We start from the raw sequence: 19,166 nt of genomic DNA on the forward strand, positions 1-19,166 counted from the left end.
GACTATCGCGGGATGCCGACCATGAACCGCGTGCCCCGCTCGTCCGAGCGCACGCTGATGTCGTAGCCCGAGGCCGCCGCGAGCGCCTTCACGATCGCGAGACCGAGGCCCACCGTCGAGTTCCGGGTCACTGACGTCTCGTCACCGGCCTGCGTGAATCGGTCGAAGAGTGTGGGGATCGCAGCGGCGGGTATGCCGGGGCCGTTGTCGTCGACGGCGAGCAGGAATTCTCCGTCGTGCCGCTCGATGGAGATGCGCACGCGAGTGCCGGCGGGGGTGTGATGCCCGGCGTTGGCGACGAGGTTCAACAGCATCTGACGGATCGCGTCTTCGTCTCCGATGACATTCACCGCGTCGTCGGGGAGAGCGATCTGCCAGACGTGCTCGGGGAACGCGAAACGGACGTCCGAGACGGTTTCGAGAACGACCTGCGACAGGTCGACCTCCTCCTTCCTCACGCGGGGATCCGCGTCGAGGCGCGCGAGCAGCAGGAGGTCGTCGACCAGCGTGCTCATCCGCTTCGCCTCGGACCCCACCCTCCCGAGGACGTTCGCCAGCTCCTCGGGGTCGGCGGGGGACTGCGAGTAGAAGTCGGCGTAGCCGCGGATCGATGCGAGCGGGTTGCGAAGCTCGTGGCTCGCCTCGGCGATGAAGCGCCGCATCGACTCTTCCGCACGATGACGCGCGTTGAGTGAGGACTCCACATGCTCCAGCAGTCCGTTGAGCGCGATCGCGACGCGATCGGCCTCCGATCCCCGCAGACGCGGATCGCGCGGGACGCGTCCCTGCTGCTCCACCTCGCCGGAGGACAGCGGCGTGGCCGCCACCTGCTGCGCGACCTGCGTGACGTGTTCCAGCGGGTCCAGCTCACGCGTGATGAGGCGGTAACCGAACGTCGCCGCCAGCGCCGCAACGCCGAGCCCGACGGCCGTGATCCAGATGATGTACGACATGATGACGGCATCCGTATCCGTCAGGCCGATCCCGGTGACGACGGTGTACGACCCGCTCTGGGGGCTGTCGACGAGACTGGCGGTCACGAGGTAGTTCCCGTAGTCCTGCAGCGTCATCGTGCGGGTGTCTCCGGGCGCGAACGGCTGTGCGCGGAGCTCTTCGATCTCGGTCGAGGAGAGGGGACGGTATGAGTAGTCACGGGTGAAGAACGCCGAGAGCCGCGGGTCGCGGCCCTCGAGCACGAGGAAGAACCCGTCGGGCGGTATGACGATCGAGAAGTCGTCGAATCGCGGCAGCGCGTCGTTCTGCTCGAGCGAGCTGCTGACCTGGTTCTGGGCGCTCTCGTTGGAGAGGTACAGCGTCGACTCCACCTGATTGACCAGATTCTGCCGCAGGATCACGATGGAGGTAGCTCCGAGGATCACGAGAGCCGCGAGCAGGAGGCTCGAGACCGCGACGACGAGTCGTCCGCGGGTGCTGCGCACTCTGCGCTCTGTGCGCATCACTGCTCCGTGGGTTGGGGGGAGGGCTCCCGCAAGATATACCCCACCCGGCGAAGGGTGTGGATCATCGGGGGCCTTCCCTGATCGATCTTCTTGCGCAGGTACGAGATGTAGATCTCGACGATGTTCGATTCTCGCCCGAAGTCGTACTCCCAGACCCGATCCAGGATCTGCTCCTTGCTGAGCACCCTGTCGGCGTTCAGCATCATGAAGCGCAGCAGCGCGAACTCCGTCGCCGTCAGGCGTATGTCGACCCCTGCCCGGGACACCTCGTGACTGTCTTCGTTGAGCCTGAGGTCGCCGATCTCGAGGATGGGCGTCGGCGCGCTGGCGGCGAGCATCGGGCTGCGGCGGAGCAGCCCGCGCAGGCGGACCACCACCTCTTCCACGCTGAACGGCTTGGTGACGTAGTCATCTCCTCCCGCCGCGATACCGCCGATGCGATTGGCGACGGTGCCGTTCGCCGTGAGGAACAGCACCATGGTGTCGGGCAGCTCGCCGCGGATCGTCCGCAGCACTTGCATGCCGTCGATATCGGGCAGCACCACGTCCAACACGATCAGGTGCGGCCGGACTCGGAGAGCCGTCTCGATGGCCGCGCGGCCGGTGCCGGCGACGTCGACCTGCCATCCCTGGCGGCCGAGGACGGCAGAGAGCAGATGGCGCAGGTTGGGTTCGTCGTCGACGATCAGCACCCGGACGGTTGGCTTGGCGTTGACAGAAGGATGCTCCACATCTTCACTCTTCAGCACTGACCTGTGCGTCGGATAAGTGACGCATGAGGCGTGTCGTTCTTCGCGCGTTCTTATGTGGGGTTTAAGGGCGGTGGTTACGGTGCCGAGGCCATGATCACCGCACAGAATCCCTCGGCACCCGCCGCTACGCCCGGCCCTTCCGCCGCTGACCCGCTTTCGGCTCCGATGCCCCGATGGGCGAACATCCGGACCCTGTGGTTCTTCGTCAGGCCGTTTCGCGCGCGATTGGCGCTCGGGTTCTTGCTCGGCCTCGGCACCACGGCCGCAGCCCTCGCCGCGCCGTTGGTCACGAAACAGATTCTCGACTCGGTGGGCGTGCCCGGCGATGCGGTGCGACCGGTCGTGCTGCTGCTCGGTCTCGTCCTGCTCGGCGCCGGCTTCGGTTTCACCCAGGCGGTCCTCCTCGGGAACGTGGCCGAGGACGTCGTCTTCTCGGTGCGTTCCGTGCTCGTGGGCAGGTTCTTCCGGGGGCGGGTGGCGGATCTTCAGTTCCGCCCCACGGGTGAGGTGGTCACCCGCGTGACCTCGGACACGGTGCTCCTCCGGGAGGCGACCTCCTCCGCTCTCGTGAACCTCGTCAACGAGGTCATAGCGCTCATCGGGGCGCTCGCCCTGATGGCGATCCTCGACCTGACGCTTTTCCTGGTCACCCTCGCCTGCATCGCCGTCGTCGGGGTTCTCGCCGGGCGGTTGATGCCGCGGATCGGCACGGCCCAGCGCCTCGCACAGGAGGCGGTCGGTCGGCTCGGCGGCATCCTGGAGGGCGGTGCGCGTGCCGTGCGCACCATGAAGGCGGCCCGAGCGGAAGCGACGGAAGAGCGGAGGGTGCTGGATGAGGCTCGCGAGTCCATGCGGTACGGCAAGCGGGCGAATCGAACCGAGGCGCTGGCGTGGACGATCGCATCGACCGGGATCCAGTTCGGCATCCTCGTCATCCTGTCGGTCGGTGCCTGGAGGATCGGTGCCGGGTGGCTCGAGGTGTCGACCCTCGTCGCCTTCCTCTTGTACGCGTTCCAGCTCGTCGAGCCGGTCAGCTCGATCACGATGTACGTCGCGGAACTGCAGGCCGGCTCGGCCGCCGCGGCACGAATCCGAGAGACGGAGGACATCACGGCGGAGGACACGATCACGGGGAGCGACGTGCCCCGCGGGCGGACGGGGGCCGCGGCCCTGTCATTCGACGGGGTCACCTTCACCTACCCCGGCGCGCGCCATCCGGCCATCGACGACCTGACGCTGTCGCTGCCATGGCGCGGGCGGCTTGCCGTGGTCGGGCCGTCCGGTGCGGGCAAGACCAGCCTGTTCTCGCTCATCCTCGGTTTCTATCGTCCGGAGTCGGGCACCATCCGCATGAACGACACCGACTACGCGTCTCTCTCGCTCGGTTCCATCCGGCAACGGATCGCCTATGTCGAGCAGGACACTCCGCTGCTCGCGGGGAGCATCCGCTACAACCTCGCGTACCGCTTTCCCGATGCGAGCGAGGACGAATTGTGGGATGCGCTCGACGCGGTGCGGCTGCGTGAACTCGTCGAGTCCTTCCCGGCGGGGCTGGATGAGCCGGTCAGCCCGACCAGCCTGTCCGGGGGACAACGTCAGCGCATCGGTGTCGCGAGAGCCATCGTGCGGCGCCCGGAGGTGCTGCTGCTGGACGAGGCGACGGCCCAGCTCGATGGGCTCACCGAGGCTGCGATCAACGGTGTCGTCGATCGGATCTCGGCAGACACGCTCGTCGTCACGATCGCCCACCGTTTGTCGACCGTCGTGGATGCGGACCGCATCGTCGTCGTCGACCGCGGAAGGGTCGTCGGCACGGGGACGCACCGCGAGCTGCTCGTCACCAGCCCGCTCTATGCGCAGCTCGTCGAGGCGCTCCGGATCGGTGCGGCATAGAGCAGTTGAGAAAGCGCGCCGCGCTACTCCGCCGGGTCGTCGCGCCAGGCGATGGCGATCAGCCGCCGCAGGACGTTCAGGTCGATGTCGTCGAGCTTCTTCACGTAGACGCATCCGGCGCCCTCCGTGTAGGTGCCGAGCTGTGGCAGAAGCTCAGCACCCTCGGGAAGGTCCTTCAGACCGTAGATCGAGAGCTGTGCCTTGCGTGGCGAGAACCCGGTCTTCGGCCATTCGCCCTGTGTGCGCGGATTGGCGGGGGAGACGTAGTGGTAGCTGCCGTATCCGACGATCGACGGTCCCCACAGGACGGGCTCGGCACCGGTCACCTCACGGAAGATCTGGGCGAGGGCCATCCCGTCGTCTCGACGGCGCTGTGGCGTCGCGGATTCGAGGAACGCCATGACATCCGCGTCGGTCGGCCGGGTCTTGATCTCGCTCACGTCGCCATTATCGCGCTCATCGTGCTTCCGCCGCATCGCCCGCAGGGGGCAACAGCTCGAACGCGACGGGCGAGGTCGCGACACCGTTCACCTGCAGGGCGATGGCGTGTGCGCCCGGGTAGTAGCGGCGCGTGGTGATCGCGCGGAAGGAATGCCGCCGGTCGATCGCCAGCTCTTCGCCGGGCGCCAGGTCGGCCGTCGCGAGTTTGAAGACCTTTCCGCTGAGCGTGCCGTTCGCGCGGTGGTGGTGCACGACGTAGTCGACCGACAGGCGTGCGCTCTCCACGCCCGTGTTCCGGATGACGGCGGTGAACCGGACTTCTTCGCCCCAGGCCACGCGGGTCTCGGCGAGCAGTGGTCCGTCGATCTGCACGGTCGCGGGACCGAATCCGAGCAGGGCGAGGGCGCGTGGATCACCGCGCTTCACGAGCGTGCGGAGCGCACGGCGGACGAGCGCCGGCGTCGTGGCAGCGGGCGTCTCGAGCCAGCGTCGGGCCGTCTCGACGACCAGCTCGGGGGAGTCGCGGCTGAGATCGTTGAGGTGATTCGCGACCGACCGGCGCACGTATTCGCTGTCGTCGCGGTACAGCGCATCCAGGATGCGGACGGTCGCCGCGGGGTGGCTCAGCAGCCCCGGCACGCGAACCGCCCACGGCAGATACGCGCGAGTGCCCTCGCTCGCGAGTCGCCGCACGTGCTCGTCGGATGCGACCGTCCATCCGGCGATGATGTCGAGCGCCCGCTCGAGGTCGTGGCGCAGCAGCGTGCGGATCGCGAACTCGGCCGTCAGCCGGCCCGTCAGCTCGGAGAGGAGAGCCATGGCGTCGTCGAACGAGGCATCCGTCCCCTCGGCGACGGCGCGCGCGGCGACCGCGCTGGTGACGGGCCAGATCAGCCATCCGGTGAACGCCGGATCGTGCTCAGCAGCAGACCGGATGGTGCGGGCAAGAGTTGCATAGTTGCCCGGGACGTCGGCCAGAAGCGCGTCTCGCAGCAGATCCGCCCGTTCGCGCAGCGACAGTCCGTCGAAAGCGTCTGCGGCGCGCGGCAGTTCGCGAAGGACGCGGTCGGGCACGGCGCCCTGGATGGAACGGGCCAGCGTGGCCGCGACATCGACGCCGAGGAGCTCGTCTGCGAAGGGCATGCCCCCATCATCCCGCGGCCCGCGGCATCGCTAGGCTGACGACCGTGACGGATGACGGTGAGCTGCTGTCTGCCGACGATGCACGCATCCTGGCCCTGGAATCATCCGTGCTGACCGGGCACACGCTCAAGCTGATGATCCTCGCGCCGGGCGAGCCGCTCGATCTGTCGGCGCTGCGCGCAACCGTGTTGAGCCGACTCGTCGACCAGCCGCGCGCTCTCCAGCGCGTGCAGGGTGGGGGAGCGGGCCAGCCGCCTCGCTGGGTCACGGCCGAGGACTTCGACATCGCCGAGCACGTGCGCCGCCGCGCCGGGGCCGAGTGCGCGACCACGGAGGATCTGCGGCGCGTGGTGAGCGCGCTCATGTCGGAACACCTCGACCGCGGCCGGCCGCTGTGGACGCTCGACCTGATCGGTCCGCTCGCGGATGGCAGCGAGGCCATCGCGGCTCGGATGCACCACGCGATGGTCGACGGCATCGCCGGGATGCGATTCCTCGAGACGATCCTGCTGGACCCGCATGAAGGAGTCGAGCCCGGGCTCGCCGCGCCCGCGTCGCCAGCGCCCGCGTCGCCAGCGCATGAGCCGCCTGTGCCCGGGGCATCCGTCCCCGACCCGGTGCCGAGCGCACACATCAGCCTTCCCGCGGTCCTGGCGCGCGAGTTCGGCCAGCCGGGCTCGAGATCGCCGTTCGACCGGCGCATCAGCGGCGCGCGCGACCTGGCGTTCACGGTCGCGCCTCTCGCCGGGTTGAAGGCCATCGGCGCTTCCCGGCCCCACCACGCGACGGTCAACGATGTGCTGCTCGCCGCCGTGGCGGGCGGTCTGCGGACCTGGCTCGGCCGTCACGGTGCTCACCTCGATCTGCGGGCGCAGGTGCCCGTGAGCCTGCACCACAGGGACGAGGATGCGGCGGCGCCCGGCAATCACGACTCGTTCATCAACGTCGATCTCGAGATCGCCGCACCCGACCCGCTGGACCGGCTCGACCGCATCAGCGCACGGACGCGCACCGAGAAGCAGTCGGGTGATGCCGCGATGCTCTACGAGCTCTTCCATGCTCTGGGTACGATCCCGACGGTGGACGCGATCGTGCACCGCGTCGCCGACAGCTCACGCGAGTTCAGCCTGGCCATATCGAACGTCCCGGGCCCGCGCGTTCCGGTCGCCGTCGCGGGGCGCCGCGTCGAGCGGTTGTTCTCGTCATCCGAGCCCGGTGCGCACCATGCCCTGCGCGTCGCGGCGATCTCGCATGCCGACGAGATCGGCATCGGATTCTGCACGGACCCCGCGGCGGTTCCGCGCGTCGACGCGCTCGCCGAGGCTGTGGGCGAAGCGTACGGCGAGCTTCACCGCGCCGCGCTGGGCTGAGACATCCGTACGTTCATAACTCCGTCAATACGAGCCGGTCAGCCCTGCATCCGCGGGTCGTAGGTCGGGTCCCAGTACACGTCCGGGCAGCCCTGCTGGGGTGCCTCGGGGCGCAGCTCGAAGTGCCACGGCTCGTTGTCGTAGATCTGGCAGAGCCCGTAGGCGGGGCCGTGCTCCTTCATCCAGAGGGTCGCCTCGAAACCGCCGACATCGACGGCGTCGCCCGAGACGTGGGCCGACGTCTTCGACGACGCGACCCATCGCGCGGCCTCCTCCCGCGAGCCGTACTGGGCCACAGCCTCTTGCAGGAGCCGGTCCTGGTACTCGGGCGAGCGCCACCCGCTCGTGACCTCGACCGAGACGTCTTCGCGAGCGGCATCCTTCGTCGCCTGCTTCAGGGCTCGCAGCAGGTCGGGGTTCATCCGCGTCACGGCCGGAATGTCGTCGAAGGCGGTCACGCCCTCGAGCGCGGCCTCCATGCCCGCACCGGCTCCGTTTCCCCCGCTGTCCGGGGCTCCATCGGGAGTGCCGTCCGGGACTTCATCGGGCCCCGCTGCGGGGGAGGCGTCCGTGTCCGTTGCGGGAGACAGCGCACCCGCGACGGGGATCGCGATAAGAGTGGTAATTGCCAGCGCCGCGACGACGATCGTCATGGCGAGGATGCGCCGGGCCCGGATTCTGGACTTCGAGGCGGGTGGAGAAGAGGTCATGGGGCCCAGTCAACGAGCCGCCGTGTTGCGAGCGCGTATGGGCTTTTTCATACGCGGACGATACGACCCGGCTCGTAGCATCGGGGGATGCGTGTGCTGATCGTCGAGGACGAGCCCTATCTGGCGGAGGCCATCCGCGACGGGCTGCGACTCGAAGCGATCGCTGCCGATATCGCGGGTGACGGCGACGCGGCGTGGGAGTTGTTGTCGGTCAATTCATACGAGCTCGCGGTGCTCGACCGCGATATCCCGGGGCCGTCGGGGGACGAGATCGCACAGCGCATCGTCGCCTCGGGGAGCGGGATTCCCATCCTGATGCTCACCGCCGCCGACCGAATCGACGACAAGGCCTCGGGTTTCGAGCTGGGCGCCGACGACTATCTGACCAAGCCTTTCGAGCTGCGCGAACTCGTGCTGAGGCTGCGCGCGCTCGAGCGCAGGCGCGGGACCAGCAGGCCCCCGATCCGCGCGTTCGCGGGCCTGCGCCTCGACCCGTTCCGTCGCGAGGTGTATCGCGAGGGGCGGTACGTCGCGCTCACGCGCAAGCAGTTCGCGGTGCTTGACGTTCTGCTCGCGGCCGAGGGTGGGGTGGTGAGCGCCGAAGAGCTCCTCGAGAGCGCCTGGGACGAGAACGCCGACCCGTTCACCAACGCGGTGCGCATCACGGTGTCGTCTCTGCGCAAGCGCCTGGGTGAGCCGTGGCTGATCGCCACGGTGCCCGGGGTCGGGTACCGGATCGAGGCTGCGGGATGAGTGCCCGGCTGAAGCTGACCCTGAGCTACGCGGGGTTCCTCATGATCGCGGGCGCTCTGTTGCTCGCCGCGGTCTGGGTCTTCCTGCTGCGTTACGTGCCGGATGGCAGCATCACGGGCCCGGGGCCGTTCATGCCGAACCGTTCGGACCTGCTGCGCGCCTTCGCTCCGGCCGCAGCCGCGGTCATGGGGTTCCTGCTCGTCTTCGGGCTCGTTGGCGGCTGGTTGCTGGCCGGACGGATGCTCGCGCCGCTGCGGCGGATCACACTGGTCGCCCGGCAGACCACCGAGGGTGCCCTGTCGCACCGCATCCGGCTCGCCGGACCGGACGACGAGTTCCGCGAGCTCGCCGACGCCTTCGATGCGATGCTCGACCGCGTCGAGAGTCATGTCGCCGAGCAGCGGCGGTTCGCGGCGAACGCGTCGCACGAACTGCGGACCCCGCTCGCGACGACGCAGGCGCTGCTCGAGGTCGCACGGAGCGACCCCGCGAGCAACACCCCGCGGCTGCTCGAGCGGCTGCGCTCGGTCAATGCCCGAGCGATCGACATCACCGAGGCGTTGCTGCTGCTGAGCCGCGCCGATCAGCGGTCGTTCGCGCGCGAGGTCGTCGACCTGTCGCTCATCGTCGAAGAGGCCACCGAGACCCTGCAGGCGCTCGCGGACAGGCGCGGTGTGATCGTCGAGGTGTCGGGAGATGTCGCCCTCGTGCGCGGCTCGCCGACGCTGCTGCTGCCGATGGTGTCGAACCTGGTGCAGAACGCGATCGTGCACAACCGCGCCGAAGGGGGAACCGTCGAGGTCGTCACGTCGGCGCATGCCGGGTCCGTCCGACTCGTCGTCGGCAATACGGGTGAGGTCGTGCCGCCCGCGAGCGTGTCCACCCTCGCGGAGCCCTTTCAGCGGGGGGCCGGACGCATCCGTTCGCACCACCCCTCGCACGACTCGGGCGTCGGTCTGGGGCTCGCGATCGTGAAGAGCATCGTGCAGGCGCAGGATGGCTCGCTGGAGATCGTCGCGCGTCCGTCGGGCGGGCTCGACGTCACGGTGGATCTGCCCCGGGCCTGAGGGCGTGCCAGTTCGCGGCACATGGAGTGTTTCGGTCGGGAAGGGTGGGATGGGGCACCCGAGCTAGAGCGTGAGCTCGACGCGGACCTGGACCTGGTCGCCCTCGGCGAGACCCTGGCGGTCGCGCACCGACTTCTTCAGCGGAACGGTGTACGTCCCGGCGGACGAGGGGAACATCGACGTCATCCACACCGAGTCCCCGATCGTGACGCGGATGCGGACGGCGCCGAACCCGCGGCGGAGCGCGGGGTCCTGCATCTCGCGGATCGCCTCGCTGTCGTCGGGCGGCAGATCGGTGAAGAACCAGGATGCATCCGTCCGCGCATCCCATCGATAGACGGTGCCCTCGAAGTCGACGATCATCCACCCACCGTATTGCGCATGGAGTCCCGGTTTCGGGATGCTGACCGACCGCTTCGGTGTCACCTGGGTGATCGACGTCCAGACCGCGAGTTAGCCTGGACGCCGATCGGAAGGACGGCTATGCAGAAGCGCATCTTGGGACGTACGGGGCGCGAGGTCTCGCTCGTCGGGCTCGGCACCTGGCAACTCGGATCGGACTGGGGTGATGTCAGCGAGGATGACGCGCTCGCCGTCCTGCGGGCCGCCGACGACGAGGGCGTGACGTTGTTCGACACGGCCGACGTCTACGGCGACGGGCGATCCGAGACGGTGATCGGGCGCTTCCTGCGGGGGCGGAGCGACGTCTTCGTCGCCACGAAGATGGGCCGCCGTCTGCCGCAGGAGCCCGAGAACTACTCGCCCGAGAACTTCCGCGCGTGGATCGATCGGTCGCGCCGCAACCTCGGGGTCGAGACCCTCGACCTGGTCCAGCTGCACTGTCCGCCGAGCGCGGTGATCGACGCGGATGCGACCTACGACGCACTCGATGAGCTGGTCTCGGATGGCTCGATCGCGGCATACGGCGTCTCGGTCGAGACGTGCGACCAGGCACTTTCGGCCATCGGTCGTCCGGGCGTCGCGAGCGTGCAGATCATCTTCAACCCGCTGCGCCTCAAGCCGCTCGACGAGGTGCTGCCCGCCGCCGAGGCTGCGGGGGTGGGCATCCTCGCTCGCGTGCCGCTCGCATCCGGGCTGCTCTCGGGCAAGTACACGGCCGACACGATCTTCGCCGAGTCGGATCACCGCTCCTACAACCGCAACGGCGAGGCGTTCGACCGCGGCGAGACTTTTTCGGGAGTGGACTTCGAGGTCGGGATCCGGGCGGCGAACGAGCTCGCCGCCGCGCTGCCGGACGGGGTGAGTCTGCCCCAGGCATCCCTCGCCTGGATCATGTCGCGCCCCGGCGTGACGACCGTGATCCCGGGTGCGCGCAACCCGCGTCAGGCCGTCTCGAATGCCGAGGCGGCGGCACTGCTGCAGCAGGGCTTCGACGTCGAGGCGTTCGATGCCGCGGTGCGGGACGTCTACGACCGGCTGCTGCGAGCGGACATCCATCCGCTCTGGTGACAGCGCCGGAGGGATGCCCGCCCGCGCCCCGGACGGTGCCGATATCCTGTGGCGGTGACCGGCACCGACGCGACGCTCGTCCTGCATGTCCTGCCGCTCGCCGCCGGTGCCGCGGTCAGCCCGGCGCTGCTGGGCGCGAGTGTGGAGATCCTCGCCGGGTTCGCGGGCCGGGGCATCCGTACCCTCGCGTCGTACCTCGTGGGCGCTGCGGCGGTCGTCTGCGCGGCGCTCCTGCTCGCCACGGCCCTGCCGCAGCGCGGGCCGTCGACCGGCGCGAGCGCCGTCAGCGACGCGGTCGATCTCGCCCTGGCGGCTCTGCTCGTGATCGTCGCGGCCGTGCTGGTGTTCCGGCGCTCAGGATCCGGCAGTGGTGCGACCCTGACGCGGCTGCGCGCCTCGCGCTGGCTCGCGCTCGGCGCCGCGGCGCTCGGCGTCCTCATGATGGCCACCAACATCAGCACCCTCGTGCTCGTGCTGGCGGGTGCGCACGAGACGGCTTCGGCCGATGCCGGGGCCCTCGCATCCGGCGTCGCCTACGGTGTCTTGGCATTCGGGGCACTTCTTCCCGTTCTTCTGCCGCTCGGATGGGCGGTCCTCAGCCCGAAGACGGCCACCCGGCAACTCGGACGCCTGCAGGCCGTGCTCTCGCGCCACGGTCGCGTGATCGGCATCGTGGTGTGCCTCCTCACGGCCGTCTACCTGGTCGTCCGCGGGTTGGGCCTGATCTAGCGGCGGCGCTCAGCCGACTGCCTGCTGCGGGCGGACATCCATCCGCTCTGGTGAGAGCTTCGGAGAGATGCCGCCCGCAGCGGTGACTACTTGGCGAGGAAGGCCAGCAGCGCCTCGTTGACCTCGGCCGTGTGCGTGGTCAGAAGGCCGTGCGGGGCGCCCTCGATCTCGACGTAGTCGGCGCTCGGCAGGGCCTTCGCGAAGCGGCGCCCGGTCGCGTCGATCCCGAGGATGCGGTCGGCGGTGCCGTGCAGGATCAGCGTCGGCACGTCGACCTTCGGGATGTCGGCCCGGAAGTCCGTGGCCCAGGTGAGGGGAGCTGCGGCCGAGGCGACCGATCCGGAGCCCGCGGCGATGTTCCACGCGTTCCGCACGGCCTCTTCGCTGATGCGCGAACCGAGGTTCTCGTCCAGGTTGAAGAAGTCGTTGTAGAACGCCGTGAAGTAGGCGTAGCGGTCGTTCCTCACCGCGTCGACCACGCCCTGGAAGAACTCGAGCGGCGCGGCGCCCTCGGGGTTGTCGTCGGTGATGAGCAGGCCCGGCTCGAGCGAGGCGAGAAAAGCCGCCTTCGCGACGCGCGCCGAACCGTAGGTCGCGATGTAGCGCGCGACCTCGCCGGTTCCCATCGAGAAGCCGACGAGCACGGCGTCCCGCAGGTCGAGAGTCTCCATGACGACGTTGAGGTCGGCGGCGAAGGTGTCGTAGTCGTAGCCGACCGAGGGCTGCGAGGACTGGCCGAATCCCCGGCGGTCGTATGTGATGACGCGGTATCCGGCGTCGAGCAGGGCTGCGGTCTGACCCTCCCACGAGTTGCCGTCGAGCGGGTATCCGTGAATCAAGACCACCGGCTGACCCGTGCCCTTGTCTTCGTAGTGCAGTTCGATGTCGACGCTGTTCTCGCGGCCAACGGTGATCTTCGCCATGAGTGTCTCCTTTATGGGTGTTCGGATTGATGGGTGTTCGATGTCCTCGTGGAGAGGGCCGCTGAGAACCATCGTTCTCTGCATGTCCCCAACCATAGAGAACGTGCGTTCTCCGCGCAACCCCTGTGAGATGAACGTCCCCCCACGTCTTCTCGAACGAGCGAGTAGTGTTGAGAACAATCGTTCTCTCGTCCCGATCCGGAAGGAGTCCCCATGAGCATCACGCTCGATGTATCGCGTGACGCCATCGTCGAGGCGGCCGATGCCCTGTTCTACGGCCGGGGGATCCAGTCCGTCGGCATGGACGACATCCGCACAGCCGCGGGGGTGTCGCTGAAGAAGCTCTACTCGGTGTTCCCGAGCAAGGAGAGCCTCGTCATAGCCGTTCTCGCCGCCCGACACGAGGTCTGGGAATCCGGGGTCGCACATGCCGTGAGCCTGTCGACCACGCCGCGCGAAAAACTTCTCGCGATGTACGACTTCCTCGAGCAGTGGTTCGGTGAGGCATCCTTCCGCGGCTGCGGATTCATCAACGCCTTCGGCGAGCTCGGGGCGACGTCGCCGGCCATTGTCACGATCGCCCGCGAGCACAAGGAGTCGTTCCAGCGCTACGTCGAAGAGCTCGTACGGGCGACGGGGCTGAGTGCCCCGGACTCCGAAGAGCTCGCGGCAGAGCTCGCCCTGCTGGCCGAGGGGGCGCAGACGACCGCGGCGATCGCCGGCACCGTGGCCCCCGCCGCGGTCGCCCGGCGTGCGGCGACGACACTCATCGACGCGGCGCTCGACGGGCGCTGAGGGAAGGTACCGATCGTGCAGAGCTCGAATTCCGCGGGGGATCGCCCCTGGGTCGCCTCCTATGCGGAGGGCGTACCGGCCGAGATCCCCGCCGTCACGGAGACCCTTCTCGACATGCTCGACGCATCCGTCGCGAAGTATGGCAAGCACACGGCGCTCGAGTTCTTCGGTGCGACGACGACCTATGCCGAGCTCGGTGAGCTCGTCGCACGCGCGGCCGGTGGGCTGCGCAAGCTCGGCGTCCAGGCGGGGGATCGGGTGGCGCTGGCGCTGCCCAACTGCCCCCAGCACGTCGTTGCGTTCTACGCGGTCATGCGTCTCGGAGCGATCGCCGTCGAGCACAATCCGCTCTACACCCCGCGCGAGATCCGGCACCAGTTCGAGGTGACCTCCCCGGTCGTCGCCATCGTGTGGGACAAGATCGCGGATGTCGTCTCTGCGCTTCCCGAGGACGCCCGACCCGCGCACGTGGTGTCGGTGAGCCTGCCCGAGGCCATGCCGTTCGGCAAGCGGTTCGCCCTGCGCCTTCCGATCGCGAAGGCGCGGAAGGCCCGTGAGGCGATCACGGCCAAGCCCACGGCGAAGGGCATCATCCCCTGGTCGCGCATCGTCGAAGCGCGCCGGATCTCGGAGCGGGTCCCGCATCCGACGCTCGATGACACGGCGCTGCTGCTGCTCACGAGCGGCACGACGGGCGCCCCCAAGGCGGCCATCCTGTCGCACCGCAACCTGCGCTCCAACGCGGCTCAGGGGCGAGCGTGGCTGCCGGGACTCCACGACGGCGAAGAGGTCGTCTACGCGGTCCTGCCGCTGTTCCACGCCTACGGACTCACCCTGTGCCTGACATTCGCGATCTCGATCGGCGCGAAGCTCGTGCTCTTCCCGAAGTACGACCTCGACCTGGTCATCGCGGCGACCCGAACCTCCCCGCCGACCTTCCTGCCTGCCGTGCCGCCGATCTACGACGCTCTGGCCCGCGCCAGCAACCACAAGCGCATCGACCTGACCGGTGTCCGCTTCGCGATCTCGGGGGCGATGAGCCTTCCGGTCGCTACGGTGACGCGCTGGGAGGAGGCGACGGGTGGGCTCCTGGTCGAGGGGTACGGCATGACGGAGACGTCCCCGGTCGCGCTCGGGAACCCCGCGGGTCCGAGCCGTCGCCCCGGCACGGTCGGCGTGCCGTTCCCCAGCACAGAGATCCGGGTGGTCGACCCGGACGACCCGACGCAGGACCGTGCACCCGGCGAGGAGGGCGAGCTGCTGATCCGCGGCCCGCAGGTCTTCGGCGGCTATTGGAATGCTCCCGATGAGACGGTGGCCGCTCTGCTGCCGGGTGGTTGGCTGCGGACCGGTGACATCGTGACGATGTCGGAGGACGGGTTCGTGACGATCATCGACCGTCTGAAGGAGCTCATCATCACGGGCGGGTTCAACGTGAGCCCGACCGAGGTCGAGCAGGCGCTCATGCTGCACCCGGACGTCGACAGTGCGGCGGTCGTGGGTCTGCGGCGCCCCTCCGGGGGAGAGGATGTCGCCGCGGCCGTCGTGATGAAGCCCGGCGCCGTGTTCGATGCGTCCGCGCTCCGCGACTTCTGCCGCCAGCACCTGACCGCGTACAAGATCCCCAAGAAGATCGTCCAGGTCGACGAACTGCCGCGATCCCAGGTCGGCAAAGTGCTGCGCCGGACCGTCCGCGATCAGCTCTTGCAGCTCGGCGCGGGGTAGCTGCCTCCGGCTCCGCGCTCGTTCGCATCATCCCCGGAGCCGGTAGGACCTTCGGCCCCTGGCAGCCGCTCGTTCCCGACGTAACGTCGGGAACGTAGCAGGAGAAACGCAGGGCACCCCTACTGGGGCCAGGCGGGAAGGGATGACCATGGACAACATCGTGGTGGGCTATGACGGATCGGAGCCGTCGCTGGTCGCTTTGGAATGGGCCGCTGCCCGTGCGGCCGAGCGTTCGACCAGTGTCGAGATCGTATCGGTGAACGCATCCGACCTGTTCGATGAGACGGTCATCCCCGATGTGCTGCACGATGCCGAGCGTCGCTTCCGTGATATCGCGAAGGGTGCGCTCGTGCGGTCGCGTCGGGTGACCGGTCACCTGCCCGGTGCGCTGCTGGAGGCGGCCGAGAAGGCCGACCTGCTCGTGATCGGTGCACACCGGCGTCGTCCCGTGCGCGCGGCGCTGACGGGGTGGCGTCCGCTCCGTACGGTTGCACGGTCGAGCGTCCCGGTCGTGGTGGTGCCGGATGACTGGACCCCGAAAGAGGGCCGGGTGCTCGTCGGGCTCGATGACGACGACAGCTCGTCGGCTGCCATCCACTTCGCCGCCCGCGAAGCGCAGGCCGCCGGCGTGGGGCTGATGCTCGTGCATGCCTGGCAGATGCCGGTGCCGACGATGGATGGTGCGGTCGCGGTGCTCGCATCCCCGATAGAACAGAAGGCGGGACATCGCCGCATCCTGGACACCGTCGGTGATGATCTGCAGGCCGCCTATCCGGGGCTGGCGATCGAACGGGTGCTGGTGAACGACAACCCGCCTGCCGCACTGCTGGCCGAGGCGCGGCTCGCGTCGCTGCTCGTCATCGGCACCCACCACCGTGGACCCGTCACCGGCGCGATTCTCGGTTCGGTCGGACAGGACACCGTCGCGCAGTCCCGCATCCCGGTGTGTGTCGTTCCCGTGGCGGTGAGTCCCGCGCAGACGTGAGGTGCGACCGCGTCGTCGGTAGGGTTGCGAACAGCGTCCAACGCCGGGAGGCGCGTATGACTGACGACACGGTTCCCTCGAACGACACGGATTCACCGACCGAGGATTCTTTGGCGAGCCCATTCGAGGCGCTGTCGGATCAGCGGCTGTCGGATCTGCTGATCGCCAGCACATCCCTCGTCGAGCGGCTCGACCTCGAGGTCGTTCTGCGTCGGATCGTCGAGGCTGGAATGACCCTCGTCGGCGCTCGGTACGGTGCCCTGGGCGTCATCGGTCAGGACGGGGGGCTCGAACGGTTCATCCATGTCGGAATCGATGCGCCCTCCGTCGAACGCATCGGCCATCTGCCGGTCGGTCGCGGCGTTCTGGGGGCGGTGATCACCGACCGGGAACCGATCCGTGTTCCGCACCTCGGCGCCGAACCTCGATCGGTCGGATTCCCCGCGAACCACCCTGTGATGGATTCGTTCCTCGGCGTGCCGGTGCGCGTCGGCGAGCAGGTCTACGGAAACCTGTACCTGACCGAGGCCGTCCGTGGCGCGTTCAGCGCCGCAGACGAAGAGCTCGTCGTCGCCCTGGCAGCGACGGCCGGGATCGCGATCGAGAACGCCCGCATGTACGACGCCGCGCGCACGCGAGAGCTGTGGAACGCGACGATCGCGGATGTGATGTCGGCGATGCTCGACGTCGACGGGGCGAACGTGCTCGACGTGATCGCGGCACGCGTGGCCGCGCTCATAGATGCCGACCTGGTGGCGGTTGCCATTCCGGACGGCACCGACCGACTCGTCCTCTCCACCGTGTACGGACTGTCGGCGGCGGAGCTGCAGGCTCACACGTACGAGGCCGATGGCACCCTGACGGGACGCGCCCTGCGCACGCGGCAGGCCCTCAGCATCGACCGTGAGCCCGCGGGGACGATGTTCGAGGGGCAACCGGTGCTCGGTCCGACGGTCGCGATCCCGCTGTTCGCGGGGGACGAGGCGCTGGGCGTGCTGATGGTTTCGCGCGCGCCCGACGGGCGCTCGTTCACCGAGGCCGACCTCGAGATGGCGTTCGCGTTCGCGGCCCAGGCGAGCATCGCGCTCGAGATCGTGCGCGCTCGCGAGGATCGCAAGCGCGCCGAGACGACGCGCGATCGGGCGCGGATCGCCCGCGACCTGCACGATCACGTGATCCAGCGGCTGTTCGGTGCGGGTCTTTCGCTCCAAGCGGTCTCGGCGACCGTGGACCCCGCGGCATCCGAAGCCATCGAAACCCAGATCGACGTGATCGACGCCGCGATCAAGGACATCCGCTCCGCGATCTTCGCACTCGGGAGCGGCGACCGACGCGGCAAGAAATCGTTCCGCGATCGCATCCTGGACGTCGTTGCCGAGGTGAGCGACTCGTGGCCCATGCCCGTGCGAGTCGCCTTCATGGGTGCCCTGGACAACGTCATCGCGGGCCGTCTCGACGATGACCTCGTCGCGGTGGTACGAGAACTGTTGACCAATATCGCGAAACACGCGGATGCCGAGACCGTGAGCGTGGTGGTCCAGATCGTCGACGATCAGGTGGAGCTGACCGTTTCGGATGACGGCGTCGGCATCGCCGAGGGTGTCGTACGGAGCGGCCTGGCCAATATCACCGAGCGCGCGCGGCTGCGCTCGGGTTCGTGCGACATCGTCTCGTCGCGACAGCCCGGACAATCGGGTACGGTCGTGCACTGGCGCGTTCCCCTCGAACCGTCGAATCCGGTCGAATCATCGGAAGAAGTCTCGCAATGACCCGAGTTTTCGTCGTGGACGACCACGAGATCGTGCGACGTGGCGTGGCCCAGCTGATCGACGCCGAGCACGACCTCGAGGTCGTCGGCGAGGCGGGCAGTGTCGACGAAGCGATGCGCCGCATCGAAGCCACGCGTCCCGACGTCGCTGTACTGGATGTTCGTCTGCCCGATGGAAGCGGTATCGACCTGTGTCGCGACATCCGCTCCGCGCACCCCAGCGTGAAGTGCCTGATCCTGACCGCCTATGACGACGACGAGGCGTTGCGGTCCGCGGTCCTGGCCGGCGCGAGCGGGTATGTCATCAAGAACGTGCGGGGCGGCTCGATCGTCGACGCGGTCCGGCAGGCTGCGTCGGGGGGCACGATCCAGGCTGCCGATGTCATGCTGCGCGCGGCGCGGACGCTGCACCCCGACAAGGAGCCGCGTCAGGGGTCGATCGACCCGGGTCTGTCGTTGCGGGAGAGTCAGATCCTCGGCCTGATCGCCGAGGGGATGACCAACCGCGAGATCGGCGAGCGCCTCGGGATCGCCGAGAAGACCGTCAAGAACTACGTCAGCGGGTTGCTCGCGAAGCTCGGCATGGAGCGACGTACCCAGGTCGCGGTCTATGGGGCCGAACGCAAAGGCTGGGGGAACGTCGGTCCGTGAGGACCGCACGCCCAGCCGTCGCGTACCCGTCTCGGCTCACGCGGCGGCCTTCTTGGGCTCGTGCATGATCAGCACCGGACACCGCGCGTGCTGAGCGCATGTCGCGCTGACCGATCCGAGGAGGAGCCCCACGAACCCGCCCCGACCGCGGCTGCCCAGGACGAGCATCGACGCATGATCGCTCATGTCGATGAGGGATGCGGCCACCGGGCCGGGACGGATCGACGTTCGCAGCCCCTCCGGCCGACCCTCCGGAAACGCCTGTTCGATGGCCTCGGTCAGGATGTCCTCCGCGTCGCCCTCGGGCGACCAGTCTCCGGTCGCGAAGGAGGCGTCGTACGTGACGGGAAACTGCCACGCCGTCACCGCTTCGAGGGGAACATCCATCATCCGAGCGAGCTCCGCCGCCTTCCGCAGCGCCTCGATCGAACTGGCCGATCCGTCGACGCCGACGACGATCGGCTTCGGCTCTGTGCTGGTGACCATGGTCTCTTCCTTTCGGGATGATGCCTACAGTGCGGGGCCGGCCCG

The 19,166-nt window shown here is 68.7% G+C and carries 19 protein-coding genes; 11 read left to right on the top strand and 8 right to left on the bottom strand.

All coding sequences use genetic code 11. The features are described from left to right. Positions 1–2 precede the first annotated feature (2 nt). Complete coding sequence (locus C2868_RS04575) at positions 3–1,457, bottom strand: HAMP domain-containing sensor histidine kinase (protein ID WP_103663019.1); 1,455 nt, start codon at positions 1,455–1,457, stop codon at positions 3–5. Then, entirely contained in the window at positions 1,457–2,191 is a 735-nt protein-coding gene (locus C2868_RS04580; protein ID WP_181003342.1) for a response regulator transcription factor, read from the bottom strand. Before C2868_RS04580 ends, C2868_RS04575 begins: the two co-directional genes overlap by 1 nt. Positions 2,192–2,302: 111 nt before the next feature. Here C2868_RS04580 and C2868_RS04585 point away from each other — a divergent pair, with 111 nt between their 5' ends. Next, on the top strand, positions 2,303–4,105 hold the full coding sequence (locus C2868_RS04585) for an ABC transporter ATP-binding protein (RefSeq protein ID WP_219811454.1): 1,803 nt from the start codon (positions 2,303–2,305) through the stop codon (positions 4,103–4,105). Between the two features lie 23 nt (positions 4,106–4,128). Here C2868_RS04585 and C2868_RS04590 read toward each other — a convergent pair whose 3' ends face one another. Beyond that, complete coding sequence (locus tag C2868_RS04590; protein ID WP_219811455.1) at positions 4,129–4,545, bottom strand: DUF1801 domain-containing protein; 417 nt, start codon at positions 4,543–4,545, stop codon at positions 4,129–4,131. A 16-nt stretch (positions 4,546–4,561) separates the two neighbouring features. Continuing rightward, positions 4,562–5,689 carry a DNA alkylation repair protein gene (locus C2868_RS04595; RefSeq protein ID WP_103663021.1) on the bottom strand — a complete coding sequence of 376 codons (1,128 nt, stop codon included), beginning with the start codon at positions 5,687–5,689 and terminating at the stop codon, positions 4,562–4,564. Between the two features lie 44 nt (positions 5,690–5,733). Here C2868_RS04595 and C2868_RS04600 point away from each other — a divergent pair, with 44 nt between their 5' ends. Continuing rightward, complete coding sequence (locus C2868_RS04600) at positions 5,734–7,059, top strand: wax ester/triacylglycerol synthase domain-containing protein (protein WP_198519536.1); 1,326 nt, start codon at positions 5,734–5,736, stop codon at positions 7,057–7,059. Between the two features lie 38 nt (positions 7,060–7,097). Here the strand turns inward: C2868_RS04600 and C2868_RS04605 are convergent, their stop codons facing one another. Further along, positions 7,098–7,769: a M15 family metallopeptidase gene (locus C2868_RS04605; RefSeq protein ID WP_100811152.1), complete on the bottom strand. Its 672-nt coding sequence runs from the start codon at positions 7,767–7,769 to the stop codon at positions 7,098–7,100. An 87-nt stretch (positions 7,770–7,856) separates the two neighbouring features. Between C2868_RS04605 and C2868_RS04610 the strand changes: the two genes are divergently transcribed. Further along, complete coding sequence (locus tag C2868_RS04610) at positions 7,857–8,522, top strand: response regulator transcription factor (protein WP_100811151.1); 666 nt, start codon at positions 7,857–7,859, stop codon at positions 8,520–8,522. After that, a complete protein-coding gene (locus C2868_RS04615; protein WP_103663022.1) occupies positions 8,519–9,589 on the top strand; it encodes a HAMP domain-containing sensor histidine kinase in 1,071 nt (356 codons plus the stop codon). The genes C2868_RS04610 and C2868_RS04615 overlap by 4 nt, the downstream gene beginning before the upstream one ends. A gap of 63 nt (positions 9,590–9,652) precedes the next feature. Here the strand turns inward: C2868_RS04615 and C2868_RS04620 are convergent, their stop codons facing one another. Next, positions 9,653–9,952, bottom strand: a complete 300-nt coding sequence (locus C2868_RS04620) for a DUF1905 domain-containing protein (protein WP_100811149.1) — start codon at positions 9,950–9,952, stop codon at positions 9,653–9,655. 120 nt (positions 9,953–10,072) lie between these two features. On the opposite strand from C2868_RS04620, the gene C2868_RS04630 reads away from it, so the two are divergent. Together C2868_RS04630 and C2868_RS04635 are read left to right on the top strand one after the other, a co-directional pair. Next, positions 10,073–11,059, top strand: a complete 987-nt coding sequence (locus tag C2868_RS04630; RefSeq protein WP_100811148.1) for an aldo/keto reductase — start codon at positions 10,073–10,075, stop codon at positions 11,057–11,059. Between the two features lie 54 nt (positions 11,060–11,113). Continuing rightward, positions 11,114–11,788 (top strand): GAP family protein, encoded by a 675-nt coding sequence (locus C2868_RS04635; protein WP_157813925.1) that lies wholly within the window; start codon positions 11,114–11,116, stop codon positions 11,786–11,788. 86 nt (positions 11,789–11,874) lie between these two features. On the opposite strand, the gene C2868_RS04640 is transcribed toward C2868_RS04635, so the two are convergent. Further along, complete coding sequence (locus C2868_RS04640) at positions 11,875–12,711, bottom strand: alpha/beta fold hydrolase (protein ID WP_100811146.1); 837 nt, start codon at positions 12,709–12,711, stop codon at positions 11,875–11,877. A 213-nt stretch (positions 12,712–12,924) separates the two neighbouring features. Between C2868_RS04640 and C2868_RS04645 the strand changes: the two genes are divergently transcribed. From C2868_RS04645 to C2868_RS04665, 5 genes are all read left to right on the top strand, one after another. Next, positions 12,925–13,506, top strand: coding sequence for a TetR/AcrR family transcriptional regulator (locus C2868_RS04645; RefSeq protein WP_100811145.1), 582 nt, complete (start codon positions 12,925–12,927; stop codon positions 13,504–13,506). A gap of 15 nt (positions 13,507–13,521) precedes the next feature. Then, positions 13,522–15,231, top strand: coding sequence for a long-chain-fatty-acid--CoA ligase (locus tag C2868_RS04650; RefSeq protein ID WP_181003343.1), 1,710 nt, complete (start codon positions 13,522–13,524; stop codon positions 15,229–15,231). A gap of 142 nt (positions 15,232–15,373) precedes the next feature. After that, entirely contained in the window at positions 15,374–16,216 is an 843-nt protein-coding gene (locus C2868_RS04655) for a universal stress protein (protein ID WP_100811143.1), read from the top strand. Between the two features lie 56 nt (positions 16,217–16,272). Further along, a complete protein-coding gene (locus C2868_RS04660; protein ID WP_100811142.1) occupies positions 16,273–17,985 on the top strand; it encodes a GAF domain-containing protein in 1,713 nt (570 codons plus the stop codon). Beyond that, positions 17,982–18,635 carry a response regulator transcription factor gene (locus C2868_RS04665; RefSeq protein WP_100811141.1) on the top strand — a complete coding sequence of 218 codons (654 nt, stop codon included), beginning with the start codon at positions 17,982–17,984 and terminating at the stop codon, positions 18,633–18,635. The genes C2868_RS04660 and C2868_RS04665 overlap by 4 nt, the downstream gene beginning before the upstream one ends. 36 nt (positions 18,636–18,671) lie before the next feature. Here the strand turns inward: C2868_RS04665 and C2868_RS04670 are convergent, their stop codons facing one another. Continuing rightward, positions 18,672–19,121 carry a universal stress protein gene (locus tag C2868_RS04670; RefSeq protein WP_100811140.1) on the bottom strand — a complete coding sequence of 150 codons (450 nt, stop codon included), beginning with the start codon at positions 19,119–19,121 and terminating at the stop codon, positions 18,672–18,674. Positions 19,122–19,166 lie beyond the last annotated feature (45 nt).

This window comes from Microbacterium sp. CJ77, assembly GCF_002911615.1.
Classification (GTDB): domain Bacteria; phylum Actinomycetota; class Actinomycetes; order Actinomycetales; family Microbacteriaceae; genus Microbacterium.

Excerpts from the sequence above, each read along its gene's own strand:
- C2868_RS04575 (WP_103663019.1), bottom strand. The coding sequence starts at position 1,457 with ATGCGCACAGAGCGCAGAGTGCGCAGCACCCGCGGACGACTCGTCGTC.
- C2868_RS04585 (WP_219811454.1), top strand. The coding sequence starts at position 2,303 with ATGATCACCGCACAGAATCCCTCGGCACCCGCCGCTACGCCCGGCCCT.
- C2868_RS04595 (WP_103663021.1), bottom strand. The coding sequence starts at position 5,689 with ATGCCCTTCGCAGACGAGCTCCTCGGCGTCGATGTCGCGGCCACGCTG.
- C2868_RS04605 (WP_100811152.1), bottom strand. The coding sequence starts at position 7,769 with ATGACCTCTTCTCCACCCGCCTCGAAGTCCAGAATCCGGGCCCGGCGC.
- C2868_RS04610 (WP_100811151.1), top strand. The coding sequence starts at position 7,857 with ATGCGTGTGCTGATCGTCGAGGACGAGCCCTATCTGGCGGAGGCCATC.
- C2868_RS04615 (WP_103663022.1), top strand. The coding sequence starts at position 8,519 with ATGAGTGCCCGGCTGAAGCTGACCCTGAGCTACGCGGGGTTCCTCATG.
- C2868_RS04620 (WP_100811149.1), bottom strand. The coding sequence starts at position 9,952 with ATGATCGTCGACTTCGAGGGCACCGTCTATCGATGGGATGCGCGGACG.
- C2868_RS04630 (WP_100811148.1), top strand. The coding sequence starts at position 10,073 with ATGCAGAAGCGCATCTTGGGACGTACGGGGCGCGAGGTCTCGCTCGTC.
- C2868_RS04640 (WP_100811146.1), bottom strand. The coding sequence starts at position 12,711 with ATGGCGAAGATCACCGTTGGCCGCGAGAACAGCGTCGACATCGAACTG.
- C2868_RS04645 (WP_100811145.1), top strand. The coding sequence starts at position 12,925 with ATGAGCATCACGCTCGATGTATCGCGTGACGCCATCGTCGAGGCGGCC.
- C2868_RS04655 (WP_100811143.1), top strand. The coding sequence starts at position 15,374 with ATGACCATGGACAACATCGTGGTGGGCTATGACGGATCGGAGCCGTCG.
- C2868_RS04660 (WP_100811142.1), top strand. The coding sequence starts at position 16,273 with ATGACTGACGACACGGTTCCCTCGAACGACACGGATTCACCGACCGAG.
- C2868_RS04665 (WP_100811141.1), top strand. The coding sequence starts at position 17,982 with ATGACCCGAGTTTTCGTCGTGGACGACCACGAGATCGTGCGACGTGGC.
- C2868_RS04670 (WP_100811140.1), bottom strand. The coding sequence starts at position 19,121 with ATGGTCACCAGCACAGAGCCGAAGCCGATCGTCGTCGGCGTCGACGGA.